Genomic DNA, 26501 nt, shown 5'->3' on the forward strand with positions numbered 1-26501 from the left:
GCGCACGAGGACTCTTCATGTCAGCACTTCCCAGCTTCAAACGTGTGGTCACCGGCCACAACGCCCAGGGCCGCGCGGTGGTCGCCAGCAGCGGCGCCACGCCGAACGTGTTCCCGTTGGCTGCCGTGCCCGGCACAGTGTTTTACGAAATCTGGAACAGCACCGGCAGCCCGGCCGTGCTGGATAACGCCGACGACCCGACCGCCAAGCCCTTGCAACTGAGCCCCGAAGCGTCGGGCAGCGTGATTCGCGTGGTGGATATTCCGCCAGACAGCGTGCAGAACCCGATCAGCTCAGAAGACGCCGCCGCTGCGTTCGCCGAAATCGGCCAGGCCCATGCCGGCACCGGCACGGCCGACTCCAAACACAAGCTGATGCACCGCACCGAAACCCTGGACTACGGCATCGTCACCGAAGGCGAGGTGTGGCTGGTTCTGGACGACGAAGAAGTGCGCTTGGCCCGAGGTGATGTGGTGGTGCAACGCGGCACCAACCACGCCTGGAGCAACCGCACCGAACACATGGCACGCATGGTGTTCGTGCTGCTGGACGGGCGCTTTGCGCCGCCATTGAAGGAGAACGCGCAATGAAACTGGCCACCCTGAAAAACGGTGCACGGGATGGGCAACTGGTAGTGGTGTCCCGCGACAACGCCTGGGCGCTGCAAGCCGACTCCGTCGCTAAAACCTTGCAGCAGGCCCTGGAAAACTGGGCCAGCGCCGAGCCGCGCTTGCGCCTGCTGGCCGATGAACTGAACGCCGGGCGAGCCGTGGGCGCCTTTGCCTTCGACGCCGAACACGCCATGGCGCCGTTGCCGCGCGCCTACCAATGGTGCGACGGCTCGGCCTTCATGAGCCACGGCGCGCTGATGCAAAAAGCCTTCAACCTGGCGCCCATTGAAGGCGCGGACCTTACGCCGCTGATGTACCAGGGCGCAGGTGATGATTTTATCGGCGGCCGCGACGACGTCCCGCTGCCCAGCGAAAGCCAGGGCATCGATTTCGAAGGCGAGTTCGGTGTGCTGGTCGACGACGTGCCCATGGGCTGCAGCGCCGAAGACGCTCTGGCGCACATCAAACTGATCGTGCAAATCAACGACGTCAGCCTGCGCGCCCTGGCCCCACGGGAAATGACCACCGGCTTCGGCTTTCTTCAGGCCAAGCCGTCTTCCAGTTTTGCGCCGTTGGCGATCACGCCCGATGAACTGGGCGAAGCCTGGCGGGCAGGGCGCGTGAATTTGCCGTTGCAGGTGCAGTGGAACGGCGAGTGGTTCGGCCATCCCCATGGCAGCGAAATGAATTTCCACTTCGGCCAGCTGATCGCCCATGCGGCGCTAACCCGGCGCTTGCGTGCCGGCACGGTGATCGGTTCGGGCACGGTCTCCAACAGCGATCGCAGCGTTGGCTCAGCCTGCATTGCCGAACGCCGGGCGATTGAAATGATTGCCCACGGCGCGCCGCAAACCGGCTTTATGCGCTTCGGCGACCGGGTGCACATGGAGGTGCTGGGCGCAGACGGCCAGTCGCTGTTTGGCGGTATCGATCAGCGCGTCGTTCAGGCCCAGGGCTAAGGAGTCGCCGATGCGTGTACTCATTACCGGCGCCAATGGCTTCGTCGGCCGTGAACTGCTGCGCTGCCTGCTGGCGCGCGGCACGGTGTGCGGCAAGCCGATCACCACGTTGTTGGCGCTGGATAAAAACCTCGACGGTTTACCCGACGACCCGCGCGTGCGTCGCCACGACGGCAGCGTTACCGATCCCGCGTTGTTGCGCCGCGTGCTGGCCGACGGCGTGGACGTGGTCTTTCACCTGGTGAGCATTGCCGGTGGGCTGGCCGAGGAGCAGTACGAGCTGGGTTACCAAGTAAACCTGCTCGCCAGCCTGGAACTGCTCAACCAACTGCGTAACCGAGCGCGGCCGCCGGTGCTGGTGTACGCCAGCAGCGTGGCGGTGTACGGCGGCAATCTGCCGGCGCGCATGAATGAACAGGCGCCGCTCAAACCCGAGCTGTCGTACGCCACCCACAAAGCCATGCTGGAAGCCATGGTGCTCGACCTGGCCCGGCGCGGCGAAGTGGATGGCCGCGCCGTGCGCCTGCCCGGCATCGTCGCAAGGCAGCGTGAACCCAACGGCTTGCGCTCGGCATTCATGAGCGACCTGATGCGCGCGTTCGCCGAGGGCGACACCTATTGCTGCCCGGTATCGCCGCAGGCCACTTGCTGGTGGATGTCTGCACGCCATTGCGTCACCAACCTGATTCACGCCGCCGAACTGCCGCCACAGCAAGTCGTTGACCAGCGGGTATGGCAGCTGCCGGTGCTGCAGTTGTCCATCGCCCAGGTGGTCGATGCCCTGGCTGCTGTCTACGGCGAAGCGCGCCGCGCCCTGATTACCTACGCGCCCGTGCCGGCACTCGAAAGCCTGTTTGGCCAACTGCCGCCGCTGAAAACACCGCTGGCCCGCGCGGCCGGTTTCAGCCATGACGGCAGCGTGGCCGCGCTGATCCGCAATTCCCTTAATCCACCCGTACTTCGTGGAGCGCCTGCCCATGTTTAAACCCAGCCGACGTCTGGTCGACCTGTCCGTCACCCTCGACAACAACCCCTACACCGACCCGCCACCTCTGCTGCCGAAAATCGACTACATGGACCACCAGCAAGGCTGGCCGGAAATGGCCGCCATGTTTCCGGGCCTTGAGCTTGAGCAAATGCCGGGCAATGAATCATGGGCGGCCGAGCGCTTGCAGATCACCACCCACAGCGGCACCCACATGGACGCGCCGTGGCATTACGCCTCGACCACCGACGGTGGCAAGCCGGCGTTTGGCATCGATGAACTGCCGCTGGACTGGTGCCTGCAACCCGGCGTGAAGCTGGATTTTCGCCATCTGCCCGATGGTCATGTGGTAACGGCCAACGAAGTGGAAGCCGAGCTGGTGCGCATCGGCCATGCCTTGCAGCCGCTGGACATCGTGTTGGTAAACACCCGCGCCGGTGCCTTGTTTGGCCAGCCGGGTTACCTGGAAGCCGGCGTTGGCATGGGCCGGGAAGCGACGATGTATCTGCTCGAACGCGGAGTGCGCGTGGTGGGCACCGATGCCTGGAGCTGGGACGCACCGTTCAAATACACCCGCGAGCGCTTTGCCGAGAGCGGCGACGCCTCGATTATTTGGGAAGGGCACAAGGCCGGGCGCGACATCGGTTACGGCCAGATGGAAAAACTCGCCAACCTGGAAAGCCTGCCAGCCCACGGCTTTGTGGTGTCGTGCTTCCCTTACAAAATCAAACACGCGTCGGCCGGGTTCGTTCGCGCTGTGGCCATTTTCAACGACTAAAACAAGAGAGAGCTGTATGCCGTTTTCGCCTGCCGTTTCTGCCGGATTGTTCAGTGCCGCGCTGCTGCTGTGCAGCTCGGCGTTTGCCGCCACGCCACCCAACATTTTGCTGATTGTCGCCGATGACCTGGGCTACTCGGACCTGGGCAGCTATGGCGGCGAAATCAATACGCCAAGCCTGGATCAATTGGCGAAAAACGGTGTGCAGATGACCAGCATGTACGCCGCGCCGACCTGCTCGATCACCCGTTCGATGCTGATGTCCGGCACCGACAATCACCTGGTAGGGCTGGGCACAATGGCCGAAGCGTTGCAGCCGTTTCAGCGCGGCAAACCGGGCTACGAGGGCTACCTGAACGGGCGCGCCTACTCGATTGCCGAACTGCTTGCAGCCGGGGGTTACCGCACCGCCATGGTGGGCAAATGGCACCTGGGCCTGGAGGCCGATCAGGGCCCGGACAAGCGCGGGTTCCAGCAGTCGTTCAGCCTGCTGGAAGGGGGCGCACCGCACTTCAAGCCCGCCAGCGAGCAGCCGGCGAAAATCGAGCAGGTGCACTACCGCGAGAACGGCCAGCCAGTCGAGTTGCCGGAGAATTTCTATTCCACCGATTTCTACACCGACAAATTGCTCAGCTACCTGAAAGCGAACAAGGCAGACGGTAAACCGTTTTTCGCCTACGCCGCTTACACGGCGCCGCACTGGCCCTTGCAGGCGCCAAAGGAGTATCTGGACAAATACAAAGGCCGTTTCGATCAAGGCTACGACAGCGTCCGCGCCAGCCGGATCGAGCGCATGAAGGCACTCGGCATTTTGTCACCAGAGGCCGTCGCGGCCAGGCCGCTTCCGGTTAACCCGAAGCTATCCGGCTGGGACCAGCTCACGCCTGAACAAAAGCGTACCGAAGCGCGGAAAATGGAGATTTACGCGGCCATGGTCGACAACCTCGACCACAACATTGGCCGGCTGGTGAGCTACCTGCGCGAGAGCGGGCAGTACGACAACACGCTGATCGTGTTTATGTCTGACAACGGTGCCGCTGGCGAAAACCACACCCAGTTCTACCCGGCCGGCGCGCACACCAACAATGCCTACGCCAACCTCGGCCAGCGCGGTTCACAAATCGACTATGGCCTGCGCTGGGCAGAAGTCAGCGCCGCGCCGTTTCACCTGTTCAAAGGCACCACCGCAGAAGGCGGCATCAGCGTGCCGGCCATCATCAATCTGCCCAAAAGCCTTCATCGCCAAGGCATAGAGCGCGGCATCGCGCGGGTCGACGACCTGGCACCGACGTTTCTCGCCGTTGCCGGACTGCCCGTCCCCAACCACGCCAACAAACAGCCGATCACCGGCAAATCGATGCTGCCGCTGTTAACCGGGCAGGGCAGTGCCCATGAAAACCCGGCGCTAGCCGGCGAGCTGTTCGGCAACGCCTATTACCGCGAAGGCAACCTGAAGCTGTTGGGCATGCGCCCGCAAACCGGCTTTGGCGAAGCACCGCAGCCGCCGCAATGGCAATTGTTCGACCTGAGCAAAGACCGTGGCGAGACCACCGACCTGGCTGCCGCCCAGCCGGAAACTGTGCAGCGACTCAAAGCCGCGTGGATGGAATACGCCAAGCAGGTGGGCGTGGTTTTTCCGCCGCGTCCATAGCCTTTCCTGATACCGAACAGGCGGCTGCACCGGCCGCCAGGAGCTGAACCTTGGGCATTATTCGAACGATTGGTTGCGCCGTACTGGCCTTGCTCTCGATTACTCAAACCTGCCGTGCCGAAACCGCCGTGGAGCCGTCCGCCGCGACGCGCAAGCTGCTCGACAGCGCCGTGGACTACTACCGCACCCAGGGCGACGCCGCGCTTGCCGCCTTTAGCCGCCAGGGCGAATTCATTGACGGTGAGCGCTACGTGTTCGTCGTCGACACCCACGGCACCATGCTCGCCAGCGGCGGGCCGTCGGCAGTGCTGATCGGCCGTAACGTCAACAAGGTGCTACCGCCCGAACTGCGCACAGCGTTTGCCGAGGCACTGAACACCAAAGAAGAAGAGGGCGTGCAAAACGCCGAATACCCGTGGAAGAACTGGGCAGACGGCCGGGTAGAGCGCAAACGCGTGTTCTTCCGCCGCGTGGGCGAACGCATTATTGCCGTCGGCCACTACCTGCCACGGGCCACACCCGAACAAGCCGCGCAACTGCTAAGCAAAAGCGCCCAGGCCATCGAGCAGAACCCGGCGGCGAGCTTCAAAGCCATCAACGAACTCTCCGCCGACTTTCGCGAAGACGACCTCTACGTCTTCGTCATCGACCTCACCACCCGCCGCTACGTTGCCCACGGCTACAACCTGCGCCTGCTGGGCGTGGACTTCGCCACCATCCACGACCCACAGGGCAAACCCGTCGGCGCACCGATACTGGCGCTAATGGCCAAGCAGGAGGAGGGCGGCTACGACTACCGCTGGAAAAACCCGGTGACCGGCAAGGTGGAAGACAAACACGCGTTGCTGCGCAAGGCGGGCAATTACGCGGTGGCGGTGGGGTATTACCGGAATCCGAAATAGGCGTTAGCGCGGCAGCCCCGGCTGTACCGGTGCGCCATTGAGGGTGTCCAGCAGCCGGTTGAAGGCCTCGATGCTAAGCGGTGGGTAGTAGAAATAACCCTGAACCTCGTCGATTCCTTCGGCCTGCACCAGTTGCAGCTGCGCCGCCGTTTCTACACCTTCGGCCGTGGTTTGCAGTGACAAGGCGCGGCACAGCCCGGCAATGGACGACAACAGCGCGCGGCCACGCGGTGACTGCTCCAGGTCGGAGATAAAGCTGCGGTCTATTTTTACCCGGTCCAGCGGCAGTTCTTTCAGGTAACTGAGGGAGGAATAGCCGGTGCCGAAATCATCCAGGGCGATGCGAAAGCCGGCGTCGCGCAAGGCTTGCAGGCGTTGCCGGGCGAACGCGGAATCTTCCAGCAGAATGGATTCAGTGACTTCCAACTCCAGCGCGTCTGGCGGGGCCGCACAATGCGCCATGCTGTCGAGCAATACCGGCAGTAATTGTTCGTCGCGCAATTGGCGCGCCGACAGGTTGATGGCCAGCGACAACGCCCAGCCGCGCGACTTCCAGTCGGTGAGCAATTCGCTGGCCTGGCGCACGATCCAGTGGCCAATGGGCACGATCAGCCCAAGTTCTTCGGCCAGCGGAATAAAGGTATCCGGTGCCACGCGCCCGTAGTCGGCGGTGTCCCAGCGCAGCAAGGCTTCGGCGCCAACGATGCGTTGATCGCTCAGGCGGATTTTCGGCTGCAAGGCCAGGCTCAGTTCGTTTTGCGCTTGCGCCCGACGCAGCAGATTGGCCAGTTTGATCCGGTGCACCAATTGCTCGTTCAGCTCCGGGCGATACAAGGCGTACTGGTTACGCCCCTGGCGCTTGGCCACATACATGGCGGCGTCAGCGTGGCGCAGCAGATCACCGGCTTCGTTGCCATGCTCCGGCGCCAGGGCGATGCCGATGCTCGGGGTGGCGGTAAGCACATGGCCGGCCAGGTCCATGGGCTCGTTGAGCACGCGAATCAACTTATCGGCCACCACCAGCACTTCCGTGTGGCTACGCAGTTCCAGCAGCACCACAAACTCGTCGCCGCCCCAACGGGCCACCAGGTCACCTTGGCGCAGGGCCTGCTGAAGACGCTTGGCGACCTGTTGCAACAGGCTGTCGCCGATGTCATGGCCGAAGGCATCGTTCACCTGTTTGAAGTCGTCCAGATCGACAAACAGCAACGCCAGGCGCCGGTCGCTGTGGGGATGCTGCAAGGCGCGCTGCAAATGCTCTTGAAACTGCAAACGGTTGGGCAGCTGGGTCAGCACATCGAGGCGAGCCAGGTGCTGCAAGTGATCGGCTGCCCGGCGCCGCTCGCTGATGTCGCGCAACGACAACACCAGATGCCCTGCGTGCTGGTCGCGGCTGTGCACGAGTGTGCTGGTCAGCTCCACGGGCGTGCGCAGGCCACTGTGGCGCAGGCACGTGAGTTCGCCTTGCCAGTGATCGGCGCAACTCAGCGCCGGCCATGGGCTGTTGTCGTCGGCATCAAACAGCAGTGTGTCGAACTGCAGGTCGGGCAGTTGCGCGGCAGTGATGCCGATCAATTCAAGAAACGCGGCGTTGGCTTGCAGCACGCGCCGGTCTGCCGTCAGCACCGCATTGGCGTCGCGGTTATTGGCAAACGCCGCGGCCAGCAGGCGCAGATGCTCTTCGGCTTCGCGCTGGCGGGTGATGTCTTTGCAGGTGCCGGTGATGCGTTGTGCCAGGCCATCGCTGCCGCGCTCGATGGCACGTCCCTGCGTGCGTAACCAAAGCCACGCTTCGGCCGGCGTATTGCGCACTCTGAATTCCAGATCGTAGTAATCGCAGGTGCCGCACAGGTGCTCGTTCCAAGCCAGCAGCGCGGGGCCTTGGTCGTCGGGGTGCAGGCGCTGCACCCAGTCGGCCCAGGGCAGCGTTTCACTCAGGGTTTCGTCGGGATTGTTGGAGAAATAATGCAGGCGCATCTGATTGTCCTGCGCCTGCCATTCCCAGATCAGCTCGCCGCTTCCCCACAGCGCCAACTGCAGGCGGCGCTGAGCTTCCGACGCACTGAGCGCGCGCTTGAGCTCGACCGTGCTGAGGTACAACTCGCGGGATTTTTCAGTGAGCAACTGCTCGGCGGTCTTGCGCGCCTGACGCTCGCGATCCAGGCGACGCTGCCAGAGTTCTTCGTTCACTGGCGAGTCATGTCGAAGCGAGTGGCGCTGCTGCCGGCCGCGCTGGGCAAGTCCTGGCGGCGCACGCGGATGGCTTCGCCGTAGTGGTAAATGCAGCCACGAATCAGACCTTCGGCCAAGTCAGCCAGCCCGCGGCTGGACCGGTAGATAAGCACCAGATGCTGCGGCGTGTGCTCGGCGGTTTCGAACGACGGTAATTGCGCATGCGGGTAGAGCTTGTGCACCTCTTGATGCACATGGCCATCCACGCTGGCGAGCAGGCTGAACGCGTCATGGCAGTGCGCGAGCATCTGCGGATAGGTTTCAACGAAGCGCTCGAACAGGAATTCGCCGTAGACCTTGACCAGCATCGACACACTGCTGCCGGTCAGCCTGGCCAGTGTGGCGACCAGCGCCTGCATTTCTTCATGGGAGTAATAGCCGACAGCCGTATAGGCACCGTCGTTGGGCAGGGAAGTTTCGTTCAGCATCTGGTCCGCCAGCGCGGGCGAATAGCGCTGCTCGACCATTTCCAGGAACTCGGTGAATACCATACCCAGCATCATCGATTCCTTCGACTGATCGGCTGTAGTGGGTATAGATGGCGCGGAGCGGGGCGGCAAGTTTTGTAGCGCGCGGGACGCGACGGCAGGTGACGCGCCGCCTGCGCCTGCCGTGTATCTGGGGTCGGCTGCTTTTCCGCTATGCCACGGCTTGATCGCACGTGCCACTGAAACACAATTCTCGATTGACATACGTCAATATCTGCTCAAGTATATCGTTTAAGTGATATTCATAAATCGCACAGCGATACGGAGCATAAATTGTACGATCCACTTGTCCATGCTCATCCTGGCGTTGGCGCGCCGCATACACCCTCTTATTGGGTGGACACGGCCGGTGCCGCGCCGCAGGACGACGGCCCGCTGAGCGGTGCTGTAGACGTTGACGTGGCGATTATTGGCGCCGGCTATACCGGCCTCAGCTGCGCCTTGCACCTAGCACGCCAGCATGGCGTTCGTGCACTGGTGCTCGAAGCCAATCAGGTGGCCTGGGGTTGCAGCGGCCGCAACGGCAGTTTCGCCCGTATCTCGGGTGGGCGAGTGGCACTGTCGGAGCTGATTCAACGTTACGGCGCGACCACGGCAAAAGCCTATTTCGATGAGATGTCTGAGGGATTGAACACCGTGCGCGGCCTGATTCGCGACGGCCAGATCAGCTGCGACGCGCAGCCCGATGGCGTGTTCAAGGTGGCCAGCCATGCCCAGCATGTCGAGGCGCTGAAGCGCGAAGTGGGGTTGTACAACGACGTGCTGAAATACGGCGCCAAACTGGTCAGTGCGGCCGACGTTCAACGCGTGCACACCGGCGCCGAGTCGTTTGGTGCGCTGTATATGCCCGACGGCTTTTCCATGCAGCCGCTGAAGCTGGCGTGGGGGCTGCACCGCATGGCGCGCCAAGCTGGCGCCACGGTGCATGTGGGCTCGCCCGTGGTGGGCTGGACCAGCGCCAACGGCGTGCACCGTTTGCAGACACCCGGCGGCCTAGTGACGGCGCGCAAGGTGGTGGTGGCTACCAATGGCTACACCTCGCCGACCCTGAACCCAGCAACTGCCGGGCGCGTTTTGCCGGTGCACTCGCAAATCATCGTGACCCGGCCGCTGACCGCCGCCGAGAAAAGCCACAGCCTGCCGGGCAGCGAATGCATGTTCGACACGCGAAATCTGCTCTCTTACTACCGCCGCCTGCCGGACGACCGCATTCTGTTCGGCGGACGCAGCGCCATCACCGGCAAAGACGCCGAGAACCCCCAGCACCGGCAGAATCTGCACGATGCGCTGTGCCGCAAGTTCCCGGTGCTGGCCGGCATTGAGGTGGATTACAACTGGGGCGGCTGGGTGGCCGTCAGCAAAAACTCGCTGCCTTTTGTTTGCCGTGTGCCAGGCACCGACACTGTGTTTTCCGCCGGTGGCTACGCGGGCAGCGGCGTGTCGTTCTCGGTGCAGGCCGGCAAACGTCTGGCGCAAATGGTCAGCGGCGAACAGCACCCGACCCAGGTCGATTTTCTGCACCAGATTCCAAAGCGTTTTCCCTTTCAGCCGTTCCTGCGCGTCGGGCAGCGGCTGGCGTACGCGTGGTACCGATTCAAAGACGCGCAATAAGCGCAGCAGCACGCGAAGGGTGCTTGCCACCCCGCGACTACAACAAGAGTGATGTGGGCACTGTCGCCCGGGGCGTTCGATTCAACTGTCTAATTACAACAAGCTCAGGAGTTGAAAATGCGATCAATCAATACACGTATGGCGGGCTTGGCTGCGGCCATTTCCCTGTGTTCCATGGCCCAGGTGCAGGCTGCTGGAACCGTCACATTTGCAGGCTGGGGCGGCGCGCTGCAAGACGCTGAGCGCACGGCTTATTTGAAGCCGGCAGAGAAGGCGCTGGGCATCACCATCAAAGAAGACAACATGGACGGCCTGGCCGCTGTGCGCGCGCAGGTGATGTCCGGCAAGCCGAAGTGGGACGTTGTCGAGCTGGCCTCCAACGACTGTGTCATGGCGCAGGAACAAGGGCTGACCGAGCCGCTGGATTATTCGGTAATCAGCACCGACGGCGTTGCCGAGAATTTCTACGGTAAGAATTGGATCGCCAGTAACGCCTATTCCACGGTGCTGGCCTGGGCCAATGACGCCGGGCCGAATACACCGAAAACCTGGAAAGCGTTTTTCGACCCCGAAGTAAAAGCGTCGCGCTCGATGTACCGCCAGCCGTACACCACGCTGGAACTGGCGCTGATCGCCGATGGCGTGTCGCCCAAAGCGCTGTATCCGCTGGATGTTGATCGCGCTTTCAAAGTGCTCGAGCGCATCAAACCGCAGGTGGTCAACTGGTGGCGCAGCGGCACCGATTCGGCGCAGCTGCTGCGCAGCCGTGAAGTGGATGCGCTGTCGATCTGGGCCTCGCGGGTTGAAGACCTGAAAAAATCCGGCGACGACGTCGACTTCACCTACCAGCACGCGCTGGTGGATTACGACTGCGTCGTGGTGCCCAAAGGCGCGCCGAACAAAGAACTGGCGATGAAGCTGGTGGCCGAAATCATGAAGCCCCACAGCCAGGCGACGCTGGTGACGTTGATCCCCAATCCGCCAATCAATACCAAGGCGTACGACACCGGCATCATTCCGGCGGACATGGCAGCGACCTTGCCAACCGCGCCGGCCAACCTCGACAAGGTGGTGTTCTTCGATCCGGTCTGGTGGCAAGCCAACCAGGCTGAAGTGCAGCGTCGTTTCGACCTGTTTATCCAAAACTAAAAGGGCGCTGGCATGAAACGCATACACAAAACCATGATGCACACGGCCATCGTTGCGGCCTTGGCCGTGGGCGCAAGTTTCTCGGCCGTGGCCGACAGCCTGACGTTCTCCGGCTGGGGCGGCGCCTTGCAAGACGCCGAGCGCAAAGCCTATCTGGAGCCGGCAGCCAAAGCCCTGGGCGTGACCATCAAGGAAGACAACATGGACGGCCTGGCCGCCGTGCGTGCCCAGGTTATGTCGGGCAAACCGAAGTGGGATGTGGTGGAACTGGGCAGCACCGAATGCGCCCAGGCCCAGCAGGAAGGCCTGGCCGAGCCGCTGGATTACTCGGTGATCGATGCCAAGGATGTCGATAAGAGTGTGGTCTCCAGCCACTGGATTGCCAGCCACGCTTACGCCACCGTGGTGGCCTGGGCCGATGACACCGGCGCGCCGGTGGCGAAGAACTGGCAGCAGTTTTTCGACCCGAACGTGAAGGGCGCCCGTGCCTTGTATCGCCAGCCATGGCTGACCATGGAAGCGGCGCTGCTGGGTGATGGTGTGGCGCCCAAAGACCTGTATCCGCTGGACGTGGAACGGGCGATCAAGGTGCTGGAGCGCATCAAGCCGCAGGTGGTGAACTGGTGGAGCGCCGGTGCCGATTCGGCGCAACTGCTGCGCAGCCGTGAAGTGGATTTCCTGGCGATCTGGAATGGTCGCGTCAGCGATGTGAAAGCCAGCGGCGAACCGGTGGACTACAGCTTCGACGGCGCTTTGTTGAGCCATGACTGCCTGATCGTGCCCAAGGGCGCGGCTAACAAGGAATTGGCGATGAAACTCATCGCCCAGATCATGCTGCCGCAAAGCCAGGCCAAACTGGCGACGTTGATTCCGTACTCGCCAGTGAACGCCAAGGCGTATGAGCTGCCGATCATCACCGAAGAGCTGGCGGCGCGCCTGCCCACTTCACCGCAGAACATCGACAAAGTGGTCGCCGTTTCGCCTGAGTGGTGGGTGAAAAACCAGGAGGCAGTGCGTCAACGGTTCGCCCTGTTTGTGGCCCAGTAAGCTGTGCGTTGATCTGTTGAACGGGGTGGGGCGCCCAGGCGCCTCCTCTACGAAAAAGGGCGCAAGACGTCCACTGTGCCGAGTGTGAGCATGTCCCAAGAACATAAACTTTCGATGTCCATCGACATCGAGAACCTGACCAAGACCTACGACAGCTTTGCTGCGTTGGATGATGTTTCGCTGAATATCAAAAGCGGCGAATTCCTGTCTTTGCTCGGTTCCTCCGGTTCCGGCAAAACCACGCTGCTGATGGCACTGGCCGGGTTTGTGCGCCCGGATGCCGGCAGCATTCGCTTTGCTGGCCGCGAGATGGTGTTCGAGCCGCCGCACAAGCGCGACGTGGGCATGATGTTCCAGAGCTACGCGCTGTTCCCGCATATGAACGTGTTCCAGAACGTGGCGTATCCACTGAAGCTGCGCGGTTTCAAGCGCACTGACATTCGCAAGCGCGTAGAAGCGGCGCTGGCGACTGTGGAGCTGGATCACTTGATCGAACGCGGCATTACCGAAATGTCGGGCGGGCAGCGCCAGCGTATCGCCCTGGCCCGCGCCATTGTCTTTGAACCGAAAATTCTGTTGATGGACGAACCGCTTTCGGCCCTCGACAAACGCCTGCGCGAAACCATGCAGCTGGAGCTGCGCCGGTTGCATGAACGCCTGGGCATGACGGTGGTTTACGTCACCCACGACCAGCGCGAAGCGCTGACCATGTCCGACCGCATTGCTGTGATGAGCCAGGGCCGCATTCGCCAGATCGATACGCCGGTGAACCTGTACGAGCGTCCGGCCAACCGCTTTATCGCCGAGTTCGTCGGCGAATCGTCCTGCCTGCCGATCGCCCTGCAAGACGGCCAGCCGCTGTTTCAGGGCCGCCCGGTGCGCGGTGCCAGCGTGGCCGCCAGCGTGAAGAATCCGAGCCTTGTGGTGCGCCCCGAGAAGCTGCAATTCGTCACGGCCGATGCCAGCGACTACAACCTGCTGCACGGTCGCGTGAGCGATGTGATTTTCCAGGGCGAAAGCCAGTTGGTGCAGATCGACCTGGGCGAGGGCATGGCCGTGGCCATTCGCCGGCCTACCCGCAGCTCGGAAAGCAACCGTTTGCCTGAGCGTGGCGAAGCCGTGGTGCTCGGCCTGCACCTGCAAGACACGCTGGTGGTGGGAGACGACCAATGAGCGCCGGCGCCAACGCGCTGAACGCGCGCGAACTGCGCGGCGCCGGCCGGCGTGAGCGCTGGTTTCTGTTCGGTACCGGGCTGCCTGCACTGCTGCTGGTGTTGCTGACGTTTGTGCTGCCGATTGGCTGGCTATTCTGGCTGTCACTGTTCGACGCTGAAGGCCAGTTGACCATCGAAAACTACACGCGCTTGCTGGAGCCGATTTACGTTCTGACCTTTGTGCAGACCTTCAAGATCAGCGTCATCGTCACGCTGGTTTGCGTGCTGATCGGCTACCCCTACGCCTATTTCATGATCAAAGGCTCGCGCTGGCTGGCCAATCTGGCCATGGCGCTGCTGCTGGTGTCGCTGTGGACGTCGCTGCTGGTGCGCACCTACGCCTGGCTGATCATTCTGCAGCGCCGTGGCATCGCCAACGATCTGCTGATGAGCCTGGGCCTGACCGATGCGCCGCTGTCGCTGGTGCACAACCTCACCGGCACGGTGATAGGCATGGTGCACATCATGTTGCCGTTCATGATTCTGCCGCTGTTTGCGGCGATGAAAAGCATCGACCCGATTTACAACCAGGCGGCCGCCACCTTTGGCGCGTCACCGTCGCGGGCCTTTCGTGATGTGTTTCTGCCGCTGTCGCTGCCGGGCCTGGCGGCCGGTGCCACGCTGGTGTTCGTGATCACCCTGGGTTTTTACGTGACGCCGGCGCTGTTGGGCGGCGGCAAGGTGCAGATGATCTCGATGCGCATCGAAAGCGACGTGTCGATGTATGCCAACTGGGGCGCGGCCTCGTCGCTGGGCGTGGTGCTGCTGGTGGCCACCTTGCTTATGTTGTTTATCGTCAAGAAGAGCGTCGGCCTCAGCCGGCGCAGCGAGTAAATCATGGCCCGACTCAAACAAAACCTACTGGCAGCGGTGACCGGCGCATGGCTCTACGTGTTGGTACTGGCGACCATGGCGTTTCTGGTGTTGCCGACGCTGATCGTGATTCCCATGTCGCTGTCGGATGCGCGCTACCTGAGCTTTCCACCGAAGTCGTTCAGCGTGGAGCCGTTCTTCAGCTATTTCGCCTCGCTAGAATGGCGCAGCGCTACCGGTGTATCTCTGCTGACGGCCACGCTGACCATGTTGCTGGCGACCACGCTGGGCACGGCGGCGGCGTATTCGCTGCACGTCACCCAGTCGCGGGTAACCGGCGTGCTGCGTGGTCTGATGATGGCGCCGATGATCGTGCCGACCATTTTTATCGCCATCGGCCTGTTCTTCGTCTACGCGCGCTTTGATCTGAACAACACCATTCCCGGTCTGGTGCTGGCGCATACGCTGCTGGCCTTGCCCTATGTGGTGATCAACGTCAGCGCCGGCCTGCGCAGTTACGACATGACCCAGGAGCAGGCGGCCTGCATTCTGGGCGCCACGCGACTGCGCGCGTTCTTCGACGTGACGCTGCCGCAGATTCGTTTTTCGGTCATTGCAGCGGCAATGTTTGCCTTCGCCATTTCCCTGGATGAAGCGGTGGTGTCGCTGTTTATCAGCGGCGGCGACAGCTCCACCCTGACCAAGAAAATGTTCAGCTCGCTGCGCTCGGAAATCGATCCGCTGATTGCCGTGGTCGCCACGCTGATGACCCTGCTGTCGATCATCATGCTGTGCATCAGCATCATGGCCCAGCGCATAGCCAAAAGGGCCGCGGCATGATCCGGCTGGCCCACGCCAACCCGCAGGTGCTCGAGTTCTTCTGGAACGGCCGCCGCGTGCAAGGCCGCCAGGGCGAAAGCCTGGCGACCGCGCTGCTGGCCAATGGCATTCGCACCCTGGCCTGGACGCGCAAATCACACCGGCCGCTGGGCTACTCCGGCAGCTACGTGGCCGGCGTTCTGGCGCGTGTGAATGGCGTGCCGAACGAGCGCCTGGACCTGCTGCCCGTTACGGCCGGTGCCAAGGTGGAGATGCAGAACTGCTGGCCGACGCCGGCCCTCGATGTGCTGCGTTTGTCGCGCCTGATTCCGGCCAGCTGGATCCAGGGCGGCTTCGAACACACCAACCTGGTGCCCAGCGGCAGCGCCTTGTTTCAGCGCTGGGAAGCGCTGCTGGCGTTTCTCGCCGGTTCGGCGAAACCGCCTGAGCGTATCGGGCAGATAGCGGTGCCGATGGCCCGGCGCCTGAGTGCCGATGTGCTGGTAATCGGCGCGGGCCCATCCGGCTGCGGCGCTGCCAACAGAGCCGCAGCGGCGGGGCGCAGCGTGGTGCTGGTAACCCGAGGCCATGGCGTGGCGCGCTATGCGCAAAGTTTCGGTACGCCGGGTCCGCAACTGGATGAACGCGTGCAATTGGTGACTGGCGTCGAGGTGTTTGGCGCCTACCGCGAGGGCGAACTGCTGCTTGGCGCCCCGCATGACGCAACACTCGGTGCCGTGGCGCTGGAAGCCGACGAGATCATTCTGGCCACTGGCCGCCGCGCCTGCCCGCCGGTGGTGCCGGGCATCTGGCTGCCCGGGGTAATGGATGCGCGAACCGCATTGCTTATGGCCCACGAACAGGCCGTGGCAACGGGTGCGCGCGTGGTGGTGGTTGGTACGGGGGATGAACACGCCGTCGCCGCGCGCCTGACCGAACTGGGCGTCAACGTGGTCGCCGTGCGCCCGGTAGCGCAGCTGCACCGTGTGGAAGGACGCCATCGCGTAAAGGCTGCGCGGTTCGCTGACCGTGTGGCCTGTGATGCCGTTGTGCACGCGGGGCCGTGGTTGGCTGACGCGAGCCTGAGTTTCCAAAGTCGCGCCGATGGCTTGCTGCAACTGCGCGAAGTGCGCGACAGCCGCCTGCGTACCGTCGGCTCGGCCGCATTGGCGGATGAGCCGTTGCCGGTAGCCGCCGCCTCGCGCCATGCCGCGTTGCTGTGCCCGTGTTTCGATGTGTCGTGCCATGAGGTGCAGGCGCTGGTGGAGCAGGGCATTACTGACCTGGAAGTGATCAAGCGCCTGACCTCGTGCGGCATGGGCCCCTGTCAGGGCCAGCCGTGCTGGGATTCGCTGCGCGCACTGGTCAGCGCCCGCAGTGGCCTGGCGTTGTCGGCATTGCCAAGGCCGACGCTGCGTCCGCCACGTCGGGCGCTGAGCGTGGCGCAGGCGGCGGGGCTGGTCGATTGTGTGGAGCCGCTGCAATGACGGCCGCTCACGCACTGCCAAGCCGGGCCTCGATCATCATCGTCGGCGCCGGCATTCAAGGCTTGTCGCTGGCCTTCAACCTCACTGAGCTGGGCGTGCGCGACATTCTCGTGCTGGATGCCGGGTACTGGCAGGGCGGGGCATCAGGGCGCAACGGTACGCTGATTCGCGGCGCCTTCAGCTCGCCGGAGTGGACGCGCTTTTTCGCCCATTCGTGCCACCTGTGGCAGGGCCTTTCGAAGCGCCTTGGCGAGAACGTCATGTACTCGCGGCGCGGCTACACCATGGTCGGCGAGCGCAGCAGCACGGCCGCCATGCTCGACCGCACGCTGGAGGTGCACCGCGAGTGCGGCATCAATTCCAGTCTGCTGACCGCCACCGGGTTGCGCGAGGTGTTGCCGGCCCTGGCCCACGAGCGTGTGAGTGCGGCCGTGCACCTGCCGGACAGCGGCGTAGCGCCCCATCACGCGGCCATGTATGCCTATCGTCAGGCCTGCGAAGCGCGCGGCGTGAAGATTCTTTACCGCACTGAAGTGACCGCCATCGACCAGAGCGCCGGGCGCATTGGCGGGGTGAGGGTGGGCGAGCAGCGCATCGCCACCGACACCCTGGTGCTGGCCGGCGGCGCTGAAAGCAACCGCTTGGCGCAACTGGCCGGCGTGCCACTGGATGGTTATCCGATGCGCCTGGAAGCGATGGCGCTGGAACCGATGCGCCCGCTGATTGGGCCGGCCGTGGCACTGCTGGATCGGCTCTGCTACATGCACCAGACTGCGCGCGGCGAAGTGGTGGGCGGGGCCGAAGTGGCGGAGCGTGCGCAGCACACGCTGAATGCCGATGTGCCGGTGATGGCGGCCACTGCCAAGGCGTATCTGGAGATGTTTCCGCAACTGGGCCACGCGCGGATCTTGCGCCAATGGGCCGGCTTGGTGCATATCTCCAAAGATTTTGGCCCGCTGCTGGGCGCGCATCAGCAGTTGCCGGGCCTGTTTATCAGCGCCGGCTGGTGCTACGGCCATGCCGGCGCCCCGGCTGCGGGTGAATTGCTGGCCAAAGCGATCGTCAGCGGCGAGGTAGACGAGCGCATGCGGCCCTTTGCCGTCGACCGGTTTGAACGCAATCAGCCGGTGGTGGAGCCGGGCATTGTGTTGAGCCATTTTGAATAAATGAAACGCCCCGTGATTGATGTGCCGTTATCGGCAAAACAAGGATAAAACCCATGAGCTCTCTGGAAGACTCGCCACTGTTCATCACTGCCTTGTCGAAAGGCTTGGCACTGCTGACTGCCTTTCGCGCCGGGCGCCCGAGCATGAGCCTGGTCGAACTGGCCGAAGCCACCGGGCTGAACAAGAGCACCGTGCAGCGTTCGGCATTTACCCTCGAAGCACTTGGGTATCTGTACAAGGAACCGGTGACCAAGCGCTTTCGCCTGGCGCCCAAATCCCTCGATTTGGGCACCGGATATTTGCAAACCAGCGAGCTGATCGAGCGCGCCAATCCCTACCTGCATGAGTTGAACCGCGACGTGGAAGAAAGCTGCAACCTGCTCGAACCGTGCGGGCTGGACATGCTCTACGTGGCGCGCTTTCCCAGCCACAAGCAGATTTCCATTCATATGCCGCTGGGCCGGCATCTGCCGATGTACTGCACGGCAGCGGGGCGCGCCTACCTGGCCGCGCTGCCGGCCGCCGAAGCCGACGCCATTCTTCAGGCCTCGGACCGCCAGAGCTACACGGCCACCACCGTGACCGACCTGGAGCAACTGCGCGCCATCGTTGCCGAATCGCGCAGCGAGGGTTACGCCTTCGCGCAGGAAGAGTATTTCGCCGGTGACATCAGCGTGGCGGCTGCGGTGGTCAACGCCGATGGTTATCCCCTGGGCGCGGTGGGTATTTCCGTGCCGTTCAGCCGCTGGACCCTCGACGATGCGCGCAAGCAACTGGCGCCAAAAGTGATCAACGCCGCGCGCACCATCGCCAGCGCATCGCGCAGTTTGCGTCCCGTGGGCTAACGCGCAGGCTCCCTTTCACAGCTAATCCTGCTGCGGGCTCCGGCCCGCGGTATAGGCGCCGAATTGCCCGAATCTGCGGGCGGAACATTGAGGACAACGCAATGAGCCAAACCATGAAAGCCGCCGTTTTGCATGCCGTTGGCGAGCCGCTGCGCATCGAGCAGGTGCCGATTCCGCAACCCGGCCCCGGCGAGATTCTGATCCGCATCGTCGCGTGTGGCGTGTGCCACAGCGACCTGCACGCCATGGACGGTGACTGGTCCGACCTGCCCACACTGCCGCTGATTCCTGGCCATGAAATTACCGGCCACGTTGCCGCCCTCGGCGCTGGGGTAACCGAGCCGGCCATCGGCACCGCCGTCGGCATGCCGTGGATGTACAGCGCCTGCGGCACCTGCGAATTCTGCCTGGGCGGCATGGAAACCATCTGTGCGCGGCGCGAGTCGACCGGCTACAGCAAGCAGGGCGGCTATGCCGAATACATGATCGCGCCGGCGGCCTTTGTCGCCAGCATTCCGGCAGGCACCGACCTGTATGCGCTGGCGCCGATCCTGTGCGCCGGCGTGACCACCTACCGTGGCCTGATGCGGTCTGGCGCACGGCCCGGGCAGTGGGTGGCGGTGATGGGCATCGGCGGGCTTGGCCATGTGGCCGTGCAATACGCCATCGCCATGGGCCTGCGGGTTGCGGCCATCGACGTCGGCGCCGACAAGCTGGAACTGGCGCGCAGCTATGGCGCCGAGGTGCTGGTCAACGCCCTCGATAACCCGGTGCAAACCCTCAAGGACAAAATTCCCGGCGGCGTGCATGCAGTGCTGGTAACGGCCACCGCCAATGCAGCCTTCGAACAGTCGGTAAAAATGCTGCGCCCAGGCGGCACAGCGGTGTTTATCGGCTTGCCCGGCGGCGACGCCGACGCCGTGCGCGCCTCGATCTCCAGCATCAGCGGCTGGGAGCTGACCATCACCGGCTCCAACATCGGCACCCGCCAGGACCTGCACGAAGCCGTCGCGTTTGCCGCCCGTGGGCAAGTGAAAGCGCAGATCAGCCTGGAACGCCTCGACGACATCAACGACATCTTCGACCGCATGCGCAAAGGCCAACTGGTTGGCCGCACCGTGCTGAAAATTTCCTGACCCATCCACTACGGAGCCTCGTCCATGACCATTACCCGTCTGCAACCCAACCCCGGTCTGCTCAGTCACGCACTGGTGCACAACGGCATCGTTTACATCACCGGCCAGGTGCCCGCCGACCGCACCCAGGATGTGGCCGGGCAAACCGCCCAGGTGCTGGCGCGAATCGATGCGCTGCTGGCCGAGGCCGGCTCTGACAAGTCGCACATTCTGTTCGCACAAATCTGGCTCAAGCATGCCGTGCAGGACTTCGCCGCGATGAACGCGGTCTGGCGCCAGTGGGTGCCGCAGGACGCGCTGCCGGCGCGTGCCACCGTGGAGGCCAATATGGCCGCCGACAACATTCTGGTGGAAATCGCCCTGCAGGCTGCCGTCAAGGCCTGAACCCTTTATGACAGGCCCGGCGCACCCAGCGCTGCGGCCCTGGAGAGCGTTATGAGCAGCACTGTTCCACACCTTATCAACGGCGCGCGCGTGCCCGGCACCGGCCGCACCGCCGACGTTTACAACCCCTCTACCGGCGCGGTGATTCGCCAGGTGGCGCTGGCCGATCGCGCCACCTTGCAACAGGCCATCGACGTCGCCAAAGCGGCCTTCCCGGCCTGGCGCAACACGCCACCTGCCAAACGCGCGCAGGTGATGTTTCGCTTCAAACAATTGCTGGAACAGCACGAAGCGACCATCGCCCAGATGATCAGCGAAGAGCACGGCAAAACCCTGGAAGATGCGGCGGGCGAACTGAAACGCGGCATCGAAAACGTCGAATTCGCCTGTGGCGCGCCGCAGTTGCTCAAGGGTGACTACAGCCGCAATGTCGGCCCGCATATCGACGCCTGGACCGACCTGCAACCGGTAGGCGTGGTGGCCGGCATCACACCGTTCAACTTCCCGGCCATGGTGCCGCTGTGGATGTACCCGATCGCCATTGTTTGCGGCAATTGCTTCATTCTCAAACCGTCGGAACGCGACCCCAGCTCGACCTTGTATATCGCCGAACTGCTTATCGAAGCCGGGCTGCCCAAAGGCGTAATGAGCGTGGTGCACGGCGACAAGGAAGCCGTTGACGGCCTGATTGAGTCGCCGGATGTGAAAGCCCTGAGCTTTGTCGGCTCTACGCCAATTGCCGAATACATCTACAGCGAAGGCACCAAGCGCGGCAAACGCGTGCAGGCCCTTGGCGGGGCGAAAAACCACGCCGTGCTGATGCCCGACGCCGACCTGGATAACGCCGTCGGCGCACTGATGGGCGCGGCCTACGGCTCCTGCGGCGAACGCTGCATGGCGTTGTCGGTGGCGGTGTGCGTGGGCGAGCAGATTGCCGATGCACTGATCGCCAAACTGGTGCCGCAAGTGCGTGCCTTGAAGATCGGTGCCGGCACGAGCTGCGGCCTGGACATGGGCCCACTGGTTACCGGCGCCGCGCGCGACAAAGTCAAAGGCTACATCGATGCCGGCGTTGCCCAGGGTGCAGAACTGGTGGTGGACGGCCGCGACTTGCAGGTGGCCGGCAATGAAAACGGCTTCTTCGTCGGCGGCACCTTGTTTGACCGCGTGACCCGCGACATGAGCATTTACACCGACGAAATCTTCGGCCCGGTGCTGTGCGTGGTGAGGGTCGGCAGCCTGGAGGAGGCCATGCAATTGATCAACGATCACGAATATGGCAACGGCACCTGCATCTTTACCCGCGACGGGGAAGCAGCGCGGCTGTTCTGCGATGAAATCGAGGTGGGCATGGTCGGCGTCAACGTGCCGCTGCCGGTGCCCGTGAGCTACCACAGCTTCGGCGGCTGGAAGCGCTCGCTATTCGGCGACCTGCATGCGTATGGTCCTGACGGTGTGAGGTTCTACACCCGCAAGAAAGCCATCACCCAGCGCTGGCCGCGCCGTGCCAGTCACGAAGCGGCGCAGTTCGCTTTCCCAAGCAACAGCTAAGTCGGCCAATTCTCAAGCGAGGGCACCATGAACAACGCACAACAGTTTTACATCGACGGCCAGTGGGTTGCCGCTGAATCCGGCCAGACGCTCGACGTCATCAATCCGGCCACCGAACAGGCCTTTATCAAGATTGCGGTGGGCAACGCCGCCGACGTCGACAAGGCCGTGAACGCTGCTGCCAAAGCCTTTCCAGCGTTTTCGAACACCAGCGTCGAACAGCGCCTGGCACTGCTGAAAGAGATTTTGCGCGTCTACAACCTGCGCTACGAAGACTTGGTCACCGCCGTCAGCCAAGAGATGGGCGCACCGCTGCACTTTGCCCGTGACGCGCAAATCTGGAGCGGTCGCGCGCACCTGGAAAGCACCATCAGCGCATTGGAAAAATTTGAATTCAGCGAGCAGCACGGCAGCACCCGCGTAGTGCGTGAAGCGATTGGCGTATGCGCGTTGATAACCCCGTGGAACTGGCCGCTGAACCAGATCGTCTGCAAGGTGGCGCCGGCCATTGCCGCCGGTTGCACCGTGGTGCTCAAGCCTAGTGAAATCGCGCCGTTGACCGGCATTATCTTCGCCGAAATTCTGCACCAAGCGGGCGTTCCTGCTGGCGTTTTCAACCTGGTCAACGGCAACGGCCCGGATGTTGGCGCGCCGCTGACGGCGCACCCGAAAGTGGACATGGTGTCGTTCACCGGCTCAACCCGAGCCGGCATTCTGGTGGCCAAAGCCGCCGCCGATACGGTGAAACGCGTCGCGCAAGAACTGGGCGGCAAATCGGCCAATATCGTGCTTGCCGATGCCGATCTGGACGTAGCCGTGAGCAAAGGCGTGCAAGGCTGCTTCTCCAACTCAGGCCAGAGCTGCGACGCACCGACCCGCATGTTGGTGCCCGCCGCGCACCACGCCCGCGCCCTGGAAATTGCCAAAGCCACCGCTGAAGCCATGGTTACCGGCAGCCCGAACGAGGAAACCACCACCCTCGGCCCGGTGATCAGCGAAGCGCAATTCAACAAGATTCAGGGCCTGATTTCTGCAGGCATAGAGGAGGGCGCCACCCTGGTAACCGGCGGCCTGGGCCGACCCGAAGGTCTGAGCAGTGGCTACTACGTGCGACCAACCGTATTCGGCAACGTCACACCGCAGATGACCATCTCACGCGAAGAAATCTTCGGCCCGGTGTTGTCGATCCTTCCGTACGAAACCGAAGAGCAGGCCATCGAAATGGCCAACGACACCGTTTACGGGCTGGCCGCTTATATCCAATCCGGCGACATCGAACATGCCCGCAAGGTAGCGGGGCGCATGCGCGCTGGTTCCGTGTACCTCAACTACCCGGACTGGGACACCTTCGCCCCGTTCGGCGGCTACAAACAATCCGGCAACGGGCGTGAATATGCCGGCTGGGGCATTCAAGACTTTCTGGAAATCAAAGGCGTGGTTGGCTGGGGTAACTGAGCAATGAATGCGTTCGGCCCGGGTTGTTGACGGGCCGAACGTATTTTTGGGGGTGGCGACAACCGTTAAGGCCGAGGCCCGTAGTTACGCTTTGAACCGTCCAACCAAGCCTTGTAGTTGCTCTGAAAGCCCGGCCAATTCTTGCGAGTCGCTGTGCGCAGACTGCGCCAGCTTCTCTACCAGCAACGCGTCATGCTGGATTTGTGCGATGTGTTGGTTGATGTCTTCGGCGACGTGGTGCTGCTCTTCGGCGGCTGTGGCGATTTGGGTGTTCTGGTCACGTATGTGGTCCACCGCGCCGCGAATGTGTTCGAAGCTGACGCTGGCCTCGCCAATTCTTTCCACGCTATTGCGCGACATCTCCAAGCTGCTTTGCATTTGCTTGGTCACTTCTTGAGTGCGACGCGCCAAGCCGCCGAGCAGCGTGTCGATCTCGCCGGTAGACACCGCAGTGCGCTGCGCCAGAGCGCGTACTTCATCGGCAACCACTGCAAAGCCTCGACCTTGTTCGCCGGCGCGTGCGGCCTCGATGGCAGCGTTCAGCGCCAGTAGATTGGTTTGCTCGGCAATGGAGCGAATGGTGTCGAGAATTTTGTTGATGTTGTGGCTGTCCTGCTCCAGCTCTTTCAGCGAGTCAGCCGACTGCCTGAGGTTTTCGCTTAGACGCTGAACACTTTGTGTAGCGCCTTCAATCTGTGTTTGTCCGGTGTGCACTTGGCGCTGACCGTCATCGGCGGAGTTGGCGGCGGCGCTGCACGAACGAGCGACTTCGTTGGCGGTGGCGACCATTTCATTGAACGCGGTGGAAACCATCTCGACAGCACTTCGCTGGCGCTCGGCAACATCGTTCATTTCTTGCGCCACCCGCGTAGATCCGTCAGAGGTGTGACGCAACGCGGTGGAGGCCTCGATAATCCGTTGCACCAGTTGGCGGATGGCACCGAGGAACTGATTGAACCACCTCGCCAGCGACGCCGTCTCGTCGTTGCCAGTTACCGCCAGGTTGCGCGTGAGATCGCCGTCACCTTGGGCGATATCTTGCAGCCCGCTTGCCACCCCATGAATCGGGTTGACGATCACGTTGGCGAACACCGCGCCCAGCAGCGCGAACACGGTGGCCAACACCGCCACGATGATGCCGATCTGCCAAGCAAGCGCGTTGGCTTTAGCCATGACTTCGTCATTCTCGATAAGCCCGATGAAGTTCCAGCCAAGCGTAGGGGAGGGCCAGACATGAGCCATGTAGTGCTTGCCGTTGAGCTCAACCTGAACGAAGCCCTTGACCCCAGCCAGTTTCGAATAACCGTCGCCCAGGTCGGCCAAGGACTTGAAGTTATGGCTGGCATCTTTCGGATCGACCAGCACGTTGCCGCTTTCCTCGACGAGCATGAGGTAACCGGTTTCGCCAAGGCGAATCTGCTTAATGAGGTCGGTCAGTTGCTTGACCGAAACATCCAGGCCAACGACGCCCGCTAGAGCGCCTTGCTCATCGTTCACCGTGCGGACGGTACCAATAAGCACCGCGTCGTCCGGGGCCCAGTAGTAAGCGGCGGTGCGCACCGTTTTGCCCGGATTGGCCACAGCCGTTTTGTACCAGGGACGTACGCGCGGATCGTACTTGCTCAGTGTCGTGTCGGCGGGCCAGGTGGCATAGCCACCGTCGATACGCCCGTAAGAGAGATACGCCGTAGTGGGGTGCGCCTTGGCGAAGCGGCCAAACTCGACCTCCAGTTCTTTACTGGAAGGTGTCAGCGGCGTGTTGCTCGCATCACTATTGGTGTAATTGCTCAGCTCGGTAGCCGACGCCACCAGCGGTAGCGACGCGACATACTCGACGTTCTCACTGATGCCGCGGAAAAACATGTCCATGGCGTTGTCTATCTGGCGAATTTCGCGCCCGCTGCCTTCGATGAAATCGGCCTGCGCCTGAGAGCGCAGATTGAAAATTACCACGGCGGCCACCAACAGAATGGGGACACTGGCGATGGCGCCGAAGGCCCAGGTCAGCTTTTGCTTAATGTTCATTGCCGGTGTCCCCAAGGTAAGTGACGACCTCAGGCTAGAGGCCGCTTGTGCAGGCGATATTGGGCTATCGGCACATTTCTGTTGTGCTTAAGCCTGACGGTGAGCGAGGCCACCAGATTAGGCTGACAATCAGGGATCGACGGCAGATTTTTCGACGACTACTGCCGGCGCGGGCTTGGCTTCTCCCTGGCGGGCAATGCTGATCGAAGTGTTCCAAGCGGAAGAAGAGGACGTCTGAAAGTGCGTTTCCTTAAATCGAACCCTAAATTGCTGCAGCGGTTAAATGAAGGGCTGGTTAAGCTTCGATGTGTATAGCGGATTTAACATAATATACATTATACGAATATGCCTATACGGATCTGCGAACGCGACTACAGACTTTTCCAGCGCGCTCGTTCCCTAGCCGCGCTGTCTTCGCAGTCAATCCTTTTTCAGACTGGCCTGCAAGTTACGCAGTTTGGCCTCTGTGGTTTTGAGCATGGCGGCACCTTCGCGTCGCCATGCGTCTTCCAAGCGCAACAGATCCGATTCCTGCTCGGCTTTTAGGCTCCACTGATGTCGATCGTGCCAGGCGCCCAAGCCGCTTTGTGTAGCTTTGAGCAGTTTGCGTGACTCGTCCGACAGTGGACTCTGTTTCGGATACGCCTCGGCGGCATAACGGTTACGTTTGATCAACAACCGCAGGCGATGCGGATCGTCGCCACTGTTGCTCAGGGCTTTCAGCAATTTGACCTGCTGTTTGTGCAGGCGCTTTTGTAATTGCGCCGGCCAATTTTCCAGCTCCCCGGCGCGCTCGGCGGCGCGTATGGCGTGTGGCCATAGATCCAGACCGACGAACAGATCACGCAACTCGCTGCTGCGCACCACCTGGCGGTAATGCTCGGCCAGCCGCTGCTCACGAACCTGCGCCTGCGCCTCAAACCCTCGTTCGCGCAACTCACCGGCCAGCACTTCAAGGTCTCGGATCGGTGTGGTCAATGCGCCCACGCGTTTCGCTGCATCTTCCAATGCCTCAACGCCTCGGCTTCCGCGCAGTGGGCGTAATACGCTGCGCAGGCGTCGAACCGAGGTGCGAATGTCATGCAGCGCTTCGCTGTCGGTGTTGTTTTCCAAGCGTGCTACGGCATTGAACAGTGCCACTTCCAATTGCAGAACATGCGCCACGATGTTGTTCACCAACGACATGCACTTCC

Annotated in this window: 23 protein-coding genes and 1 pseudogene; 19 read left to right on the top strand and 5 right to left on the bottom strand. The window is 62.5% G+C overall.

From position 1 onward, the window contains the following. Positions 1-17: 17 nt before the first annotated feature. Genes ACZZZU_RS02725 through ACZZZU_RS02750 form a run of 6 tightly spaced genes read left to right on the top strand, consistent with a single transcriptional unit; the run spans position 18 to position 5886 of the window. Positions 18-590 (top strand): cupin domain-containing protein, encoded by a 573-nt coding sequence (locus tag ACZZZU_RS02725; protein WP_463549654.1) that lies wholly within the window; start codon positions 18-20, stop codon positions 588-590. Further along, positions 587-1570, top strand: a complete 984-nt coding sequence (locus ACZZZU_RS02730; protein WP_463549655.1) for a fumarylacetoacetate hydrolase family protein — start codon at positions 587-589, stop codon at positions 1568-1570. Before ACZZZU_RS02725 ends, ACZZZU_RS02730 begins: the two co-directional genes overlap by 4 nt. 10 nt (positions 1571-1580) lie before the next feature. After that, complete coding sequence (locus tag ACZZZU_RS02735; protein WP_463549656.1) at positions 1581-2555, top strand: NAD-dependent epimerase/dehydratase family protein; 975 nt, start codon at positions 1581-1583, stop codon at positions 2553-2555. Continuing rightward, positions 2548-3333: a cyclase family protein gene (locus ACZZZU_RS02740; protein WP_463549657.1), complete on the top strand. Its 786-nt coding sequence runs from the start codon at positions 2548-2550 to the stop codon at positions 3331-3333. Before ACZZZU_RS02735 ends, ACZZZU_RS02740 begins: the two co-directional genes overlap by 8 nt. A 16-nt stretch (positions 3334-3349) precedes the next feature. Next, positions 3350-4984, top strand: coding sequence for an arylsulfatase (locus ACZZZU_RS02745; protein ID WP_463549658.1), 1635 nt, complete (start codon positions 3350-3352; stop codon positions 4982-4984). Between the two features lie 56 nt (positions 4985-5040). Then, positions 5041-5886, top strand: a complete 846-nt coding sequence (locus ACZZZU_RS02750) for a cache domain-containing protein (RefSeq protein WP_463552091.1) — start codon at positions 5041-5043, stop codon at positions 5884-5886. 3 nt (positions 5887-5889) lie between these two features. On the opposite strand, the gene ACZZZU_RS02755 is transcribed toward ACZZZU_RS02750, so the two are convergent. Both ACZZZU_RS02755 and ACZZZU_RS02760 read right to left on the bottom strand, forming a co-directional pair. Then, positions 5890-8076 (bottom strand): putative bifunctional diguanylate cyclase/phosphodiesterase, encoded by a 2187-nt coding sequence (locus ACZZZU_RS02755; RefSeq protein WP_463549659.1) that lies wholly within the window; start codon positions 8074-8076, stop codon positions 5890-5892. Next, positions 8073-8618, bottom strand: a complete 546-nt coding sequence (locus ACZZZU_RS02760) for a heme NO-binding domain-containing protein (protein WP_206000707.1) — start codon at positions 8616-8618, stop codon at positions 8073-8075. The genes ACZZZU_RS02755 and ACZZZU_RS02760 overlap by 4 nt, the downstream gene beginning before the upstream one ends. Positions 8619-8879: 261 nt before the next feature. Between ACZZZU_RS02760 and ACZZZU_RS02765 the strand changes: the two genes are divergently transcribed. From ACZZZU_RS02765 to ACZZZU_RS02825, 13 genes are all read left to right on the top strand, one after another. Then, positions 8880-10217 carry an NAD(P)/FAD-dependent oxidoreductase gene (locus ACZZZU_RS02765; protein ID WP_463549660.1) on the top strand — a complete coding sequence of 446 codons (1338 nt, stop codon included), beginning with the start codon at positions 8880-8882 and terminating at the stop codon, positions 10215-10217. 117 nt (positions 10218-10334) lie between these two features. Further along, positions 10335-11366: an ABC transporter substrate-binding protein gene (locus ACZZZU_RS02770; protein ID WP_122496270.1), complete on the top strand. Its 1032-nt coding sequence runs from the start codon at positions 10335-10337 to the stop codon at positions 11364-11366. Between the two features lie 12 nt (positions 11367-11378). Beyond that, entirely contained in the window at positions 11379-12413 is a 1035-nt protein-coding gene (locus tag ACZZZU_RS02775) for an ABC transporter substrate-binding protein (protein WP_463549661.1), read from the top strand. 90 nt (positions 12414-12503) lie between these two features. Continuing rightward, on the top strand, positions 12504-13586 hold the full coding sequence (locus ACZZZU_RS02780; protein WP_241000617.1) for an ABC transporter ATP-binding protein: 1083 nt from the start codon (positions 12504-12506) through the stop codon (positions 13584-13586). After that, on the top strand, positions 13583-14461 hold the full coding sequence (locus tag ACZZZU_RS02785; RefSeq protein WP_463549662.1) for an ABC transporter permease: 879 nt from the start codon (positions 13583-13585) through the stop codon (positions 14459-14461). The genes ACZZZU_RS02780 and ACZZZU_RS02785 overlap by 4 nt, the downstream gene beginning before the upstream one ends. Positions 14462-14464: 3 nt before the next feature. Then, entirely contained in the window at positions 14465-15280 is an 816-nt protein-coding gene (locus ACZZZU_RS02790; protein ID WP_463549663.1) for an ABC transporter permease, read from the top strand. Then, a complete protein-coding gene (locus ACZZZU_RS02795; protein WP_463549664.1) occupies positions 15277-16746 on the top strand; it encodes a 2Fe-2S iron-sulfur cluster-binding protein in 1470 nt (489 codons plus the stop codon). Before ACZZZU_RS02790 ends, ACZZZU_RS02795 begins: the two co-directional genes overlap by 4 nt. Then, complete coding sequence (locus ACZZZU_RS02800; protein WP_463549665.1) at positions 16743-17912, top strand: NAD(P)/FAD-dependent oxidoreductase; 1170 nt, start codon at positions 16743-16745, stop codon at positions 17910-17912. The genes ACZZZU_RS02795 and ACZZZU_RS02800 overlap by 4 nt, the downstream gene beginning before the upstream one ends. 53 nt (positions 17913-17965) lie before the next feature. Beyond that, complete coding sequence (locus ACZZZU_RS02805) at positions 17966-18757, top strand: IclR family transcriptional regulator (protein WP_463549666.1); 792 nt, start codon at positions 17966-17968, stop codon at positions 18755-18757. Between the two features lie 101 nt (positions 18758-18858). Then, the gene (locus ACZZZU_RS02810; RefSeq protein WP_122496255.1) at positions 18859-19893 is read left to right on the top strand and encodes a zinc-dependent alcohol dehydrogenase; all 1035 of its coding nucleotides are present in this window, start codon (positions 18859-18861) and stop codon (positions 19891-19893) included. 24 nt (positions 19894-19917) lie between these two features. Further along, complete coding sequence (locus ACZZZU_RS02815) at positions 19918-20277, top strand: RidA family protein (protein ID WP_463549667.1); 360 nt, start codon at positions 19918-19920, stop codon at positions 20275-20277. Positions 20278-20328: 51 nt separating this feature from the next. Continuing rightward, complete coding sequence (locus tag ACZZZU_RS02820; RefSeq protein WP_463549668.1) at positions 20329-21828, top strand: CoA-acylating methylmalonate-semialdehyde dehydrogenase; 1500 nt, start codon at positions 20329-20331, stop codon at positions 21826-21828. 27 nt (positions 21829-21855) lie between these two features. Beyond that, positions 21856-23283, top strand: coding sequence for an aldehyde dehydrogenase family protein (locus ACZZZU_RS02825; protein WP_463549669.1), 1428 nt, complete (start codon positions 21856-21858; stop codon positions 23281-23283). An 84-nt stretch (positions 23284-23367) separates the two neighbouring features. Here the strand turns inward: ACZZZU_RS02825 and ACZZZU_RS02830 are convergent, their stop codons facing one another. The 3 genes and pseudogenes from ACZZZU_RS02830 to ACZZZU_RS02840 form a co-directional block, all read right to left on the bottom strand. After that, positions 23368-24135, bottom strand: a complete 768-nt coding sequence (locus tag ACZZZU_RS02830; RefSeq protein WP_463536945.1) for a methyl-accepting chemotaxis protein — start codon at positions 24133-24135, stop codon at positions 23368-23370. Positions 24136-24222: 87 nt separating this feature from the next. Continuing rightward, a pseudogene (locus ACZZZU_RS02835) lies at positions 24223-25308 on the bottom strand (cache domain-containing protein); the annotation flags it as partial. A gap of 420 nt (positions 25309-25728) precedes the next feature. After that, positions 25729-26493, bottom strand: a complete 765-nt coding sequence (locus ACZZZU_RS02840; protein WP_463549670.1) for a CHAD domain-containing protein — start codon at positions 26491-26493, stop codon at positions 25729-25731. Positions 26494-26501: the final 8 nt, after the last annotated feature.

Source organism: Pseudomonas sp. AC136 (assembly GCF_979258585.1).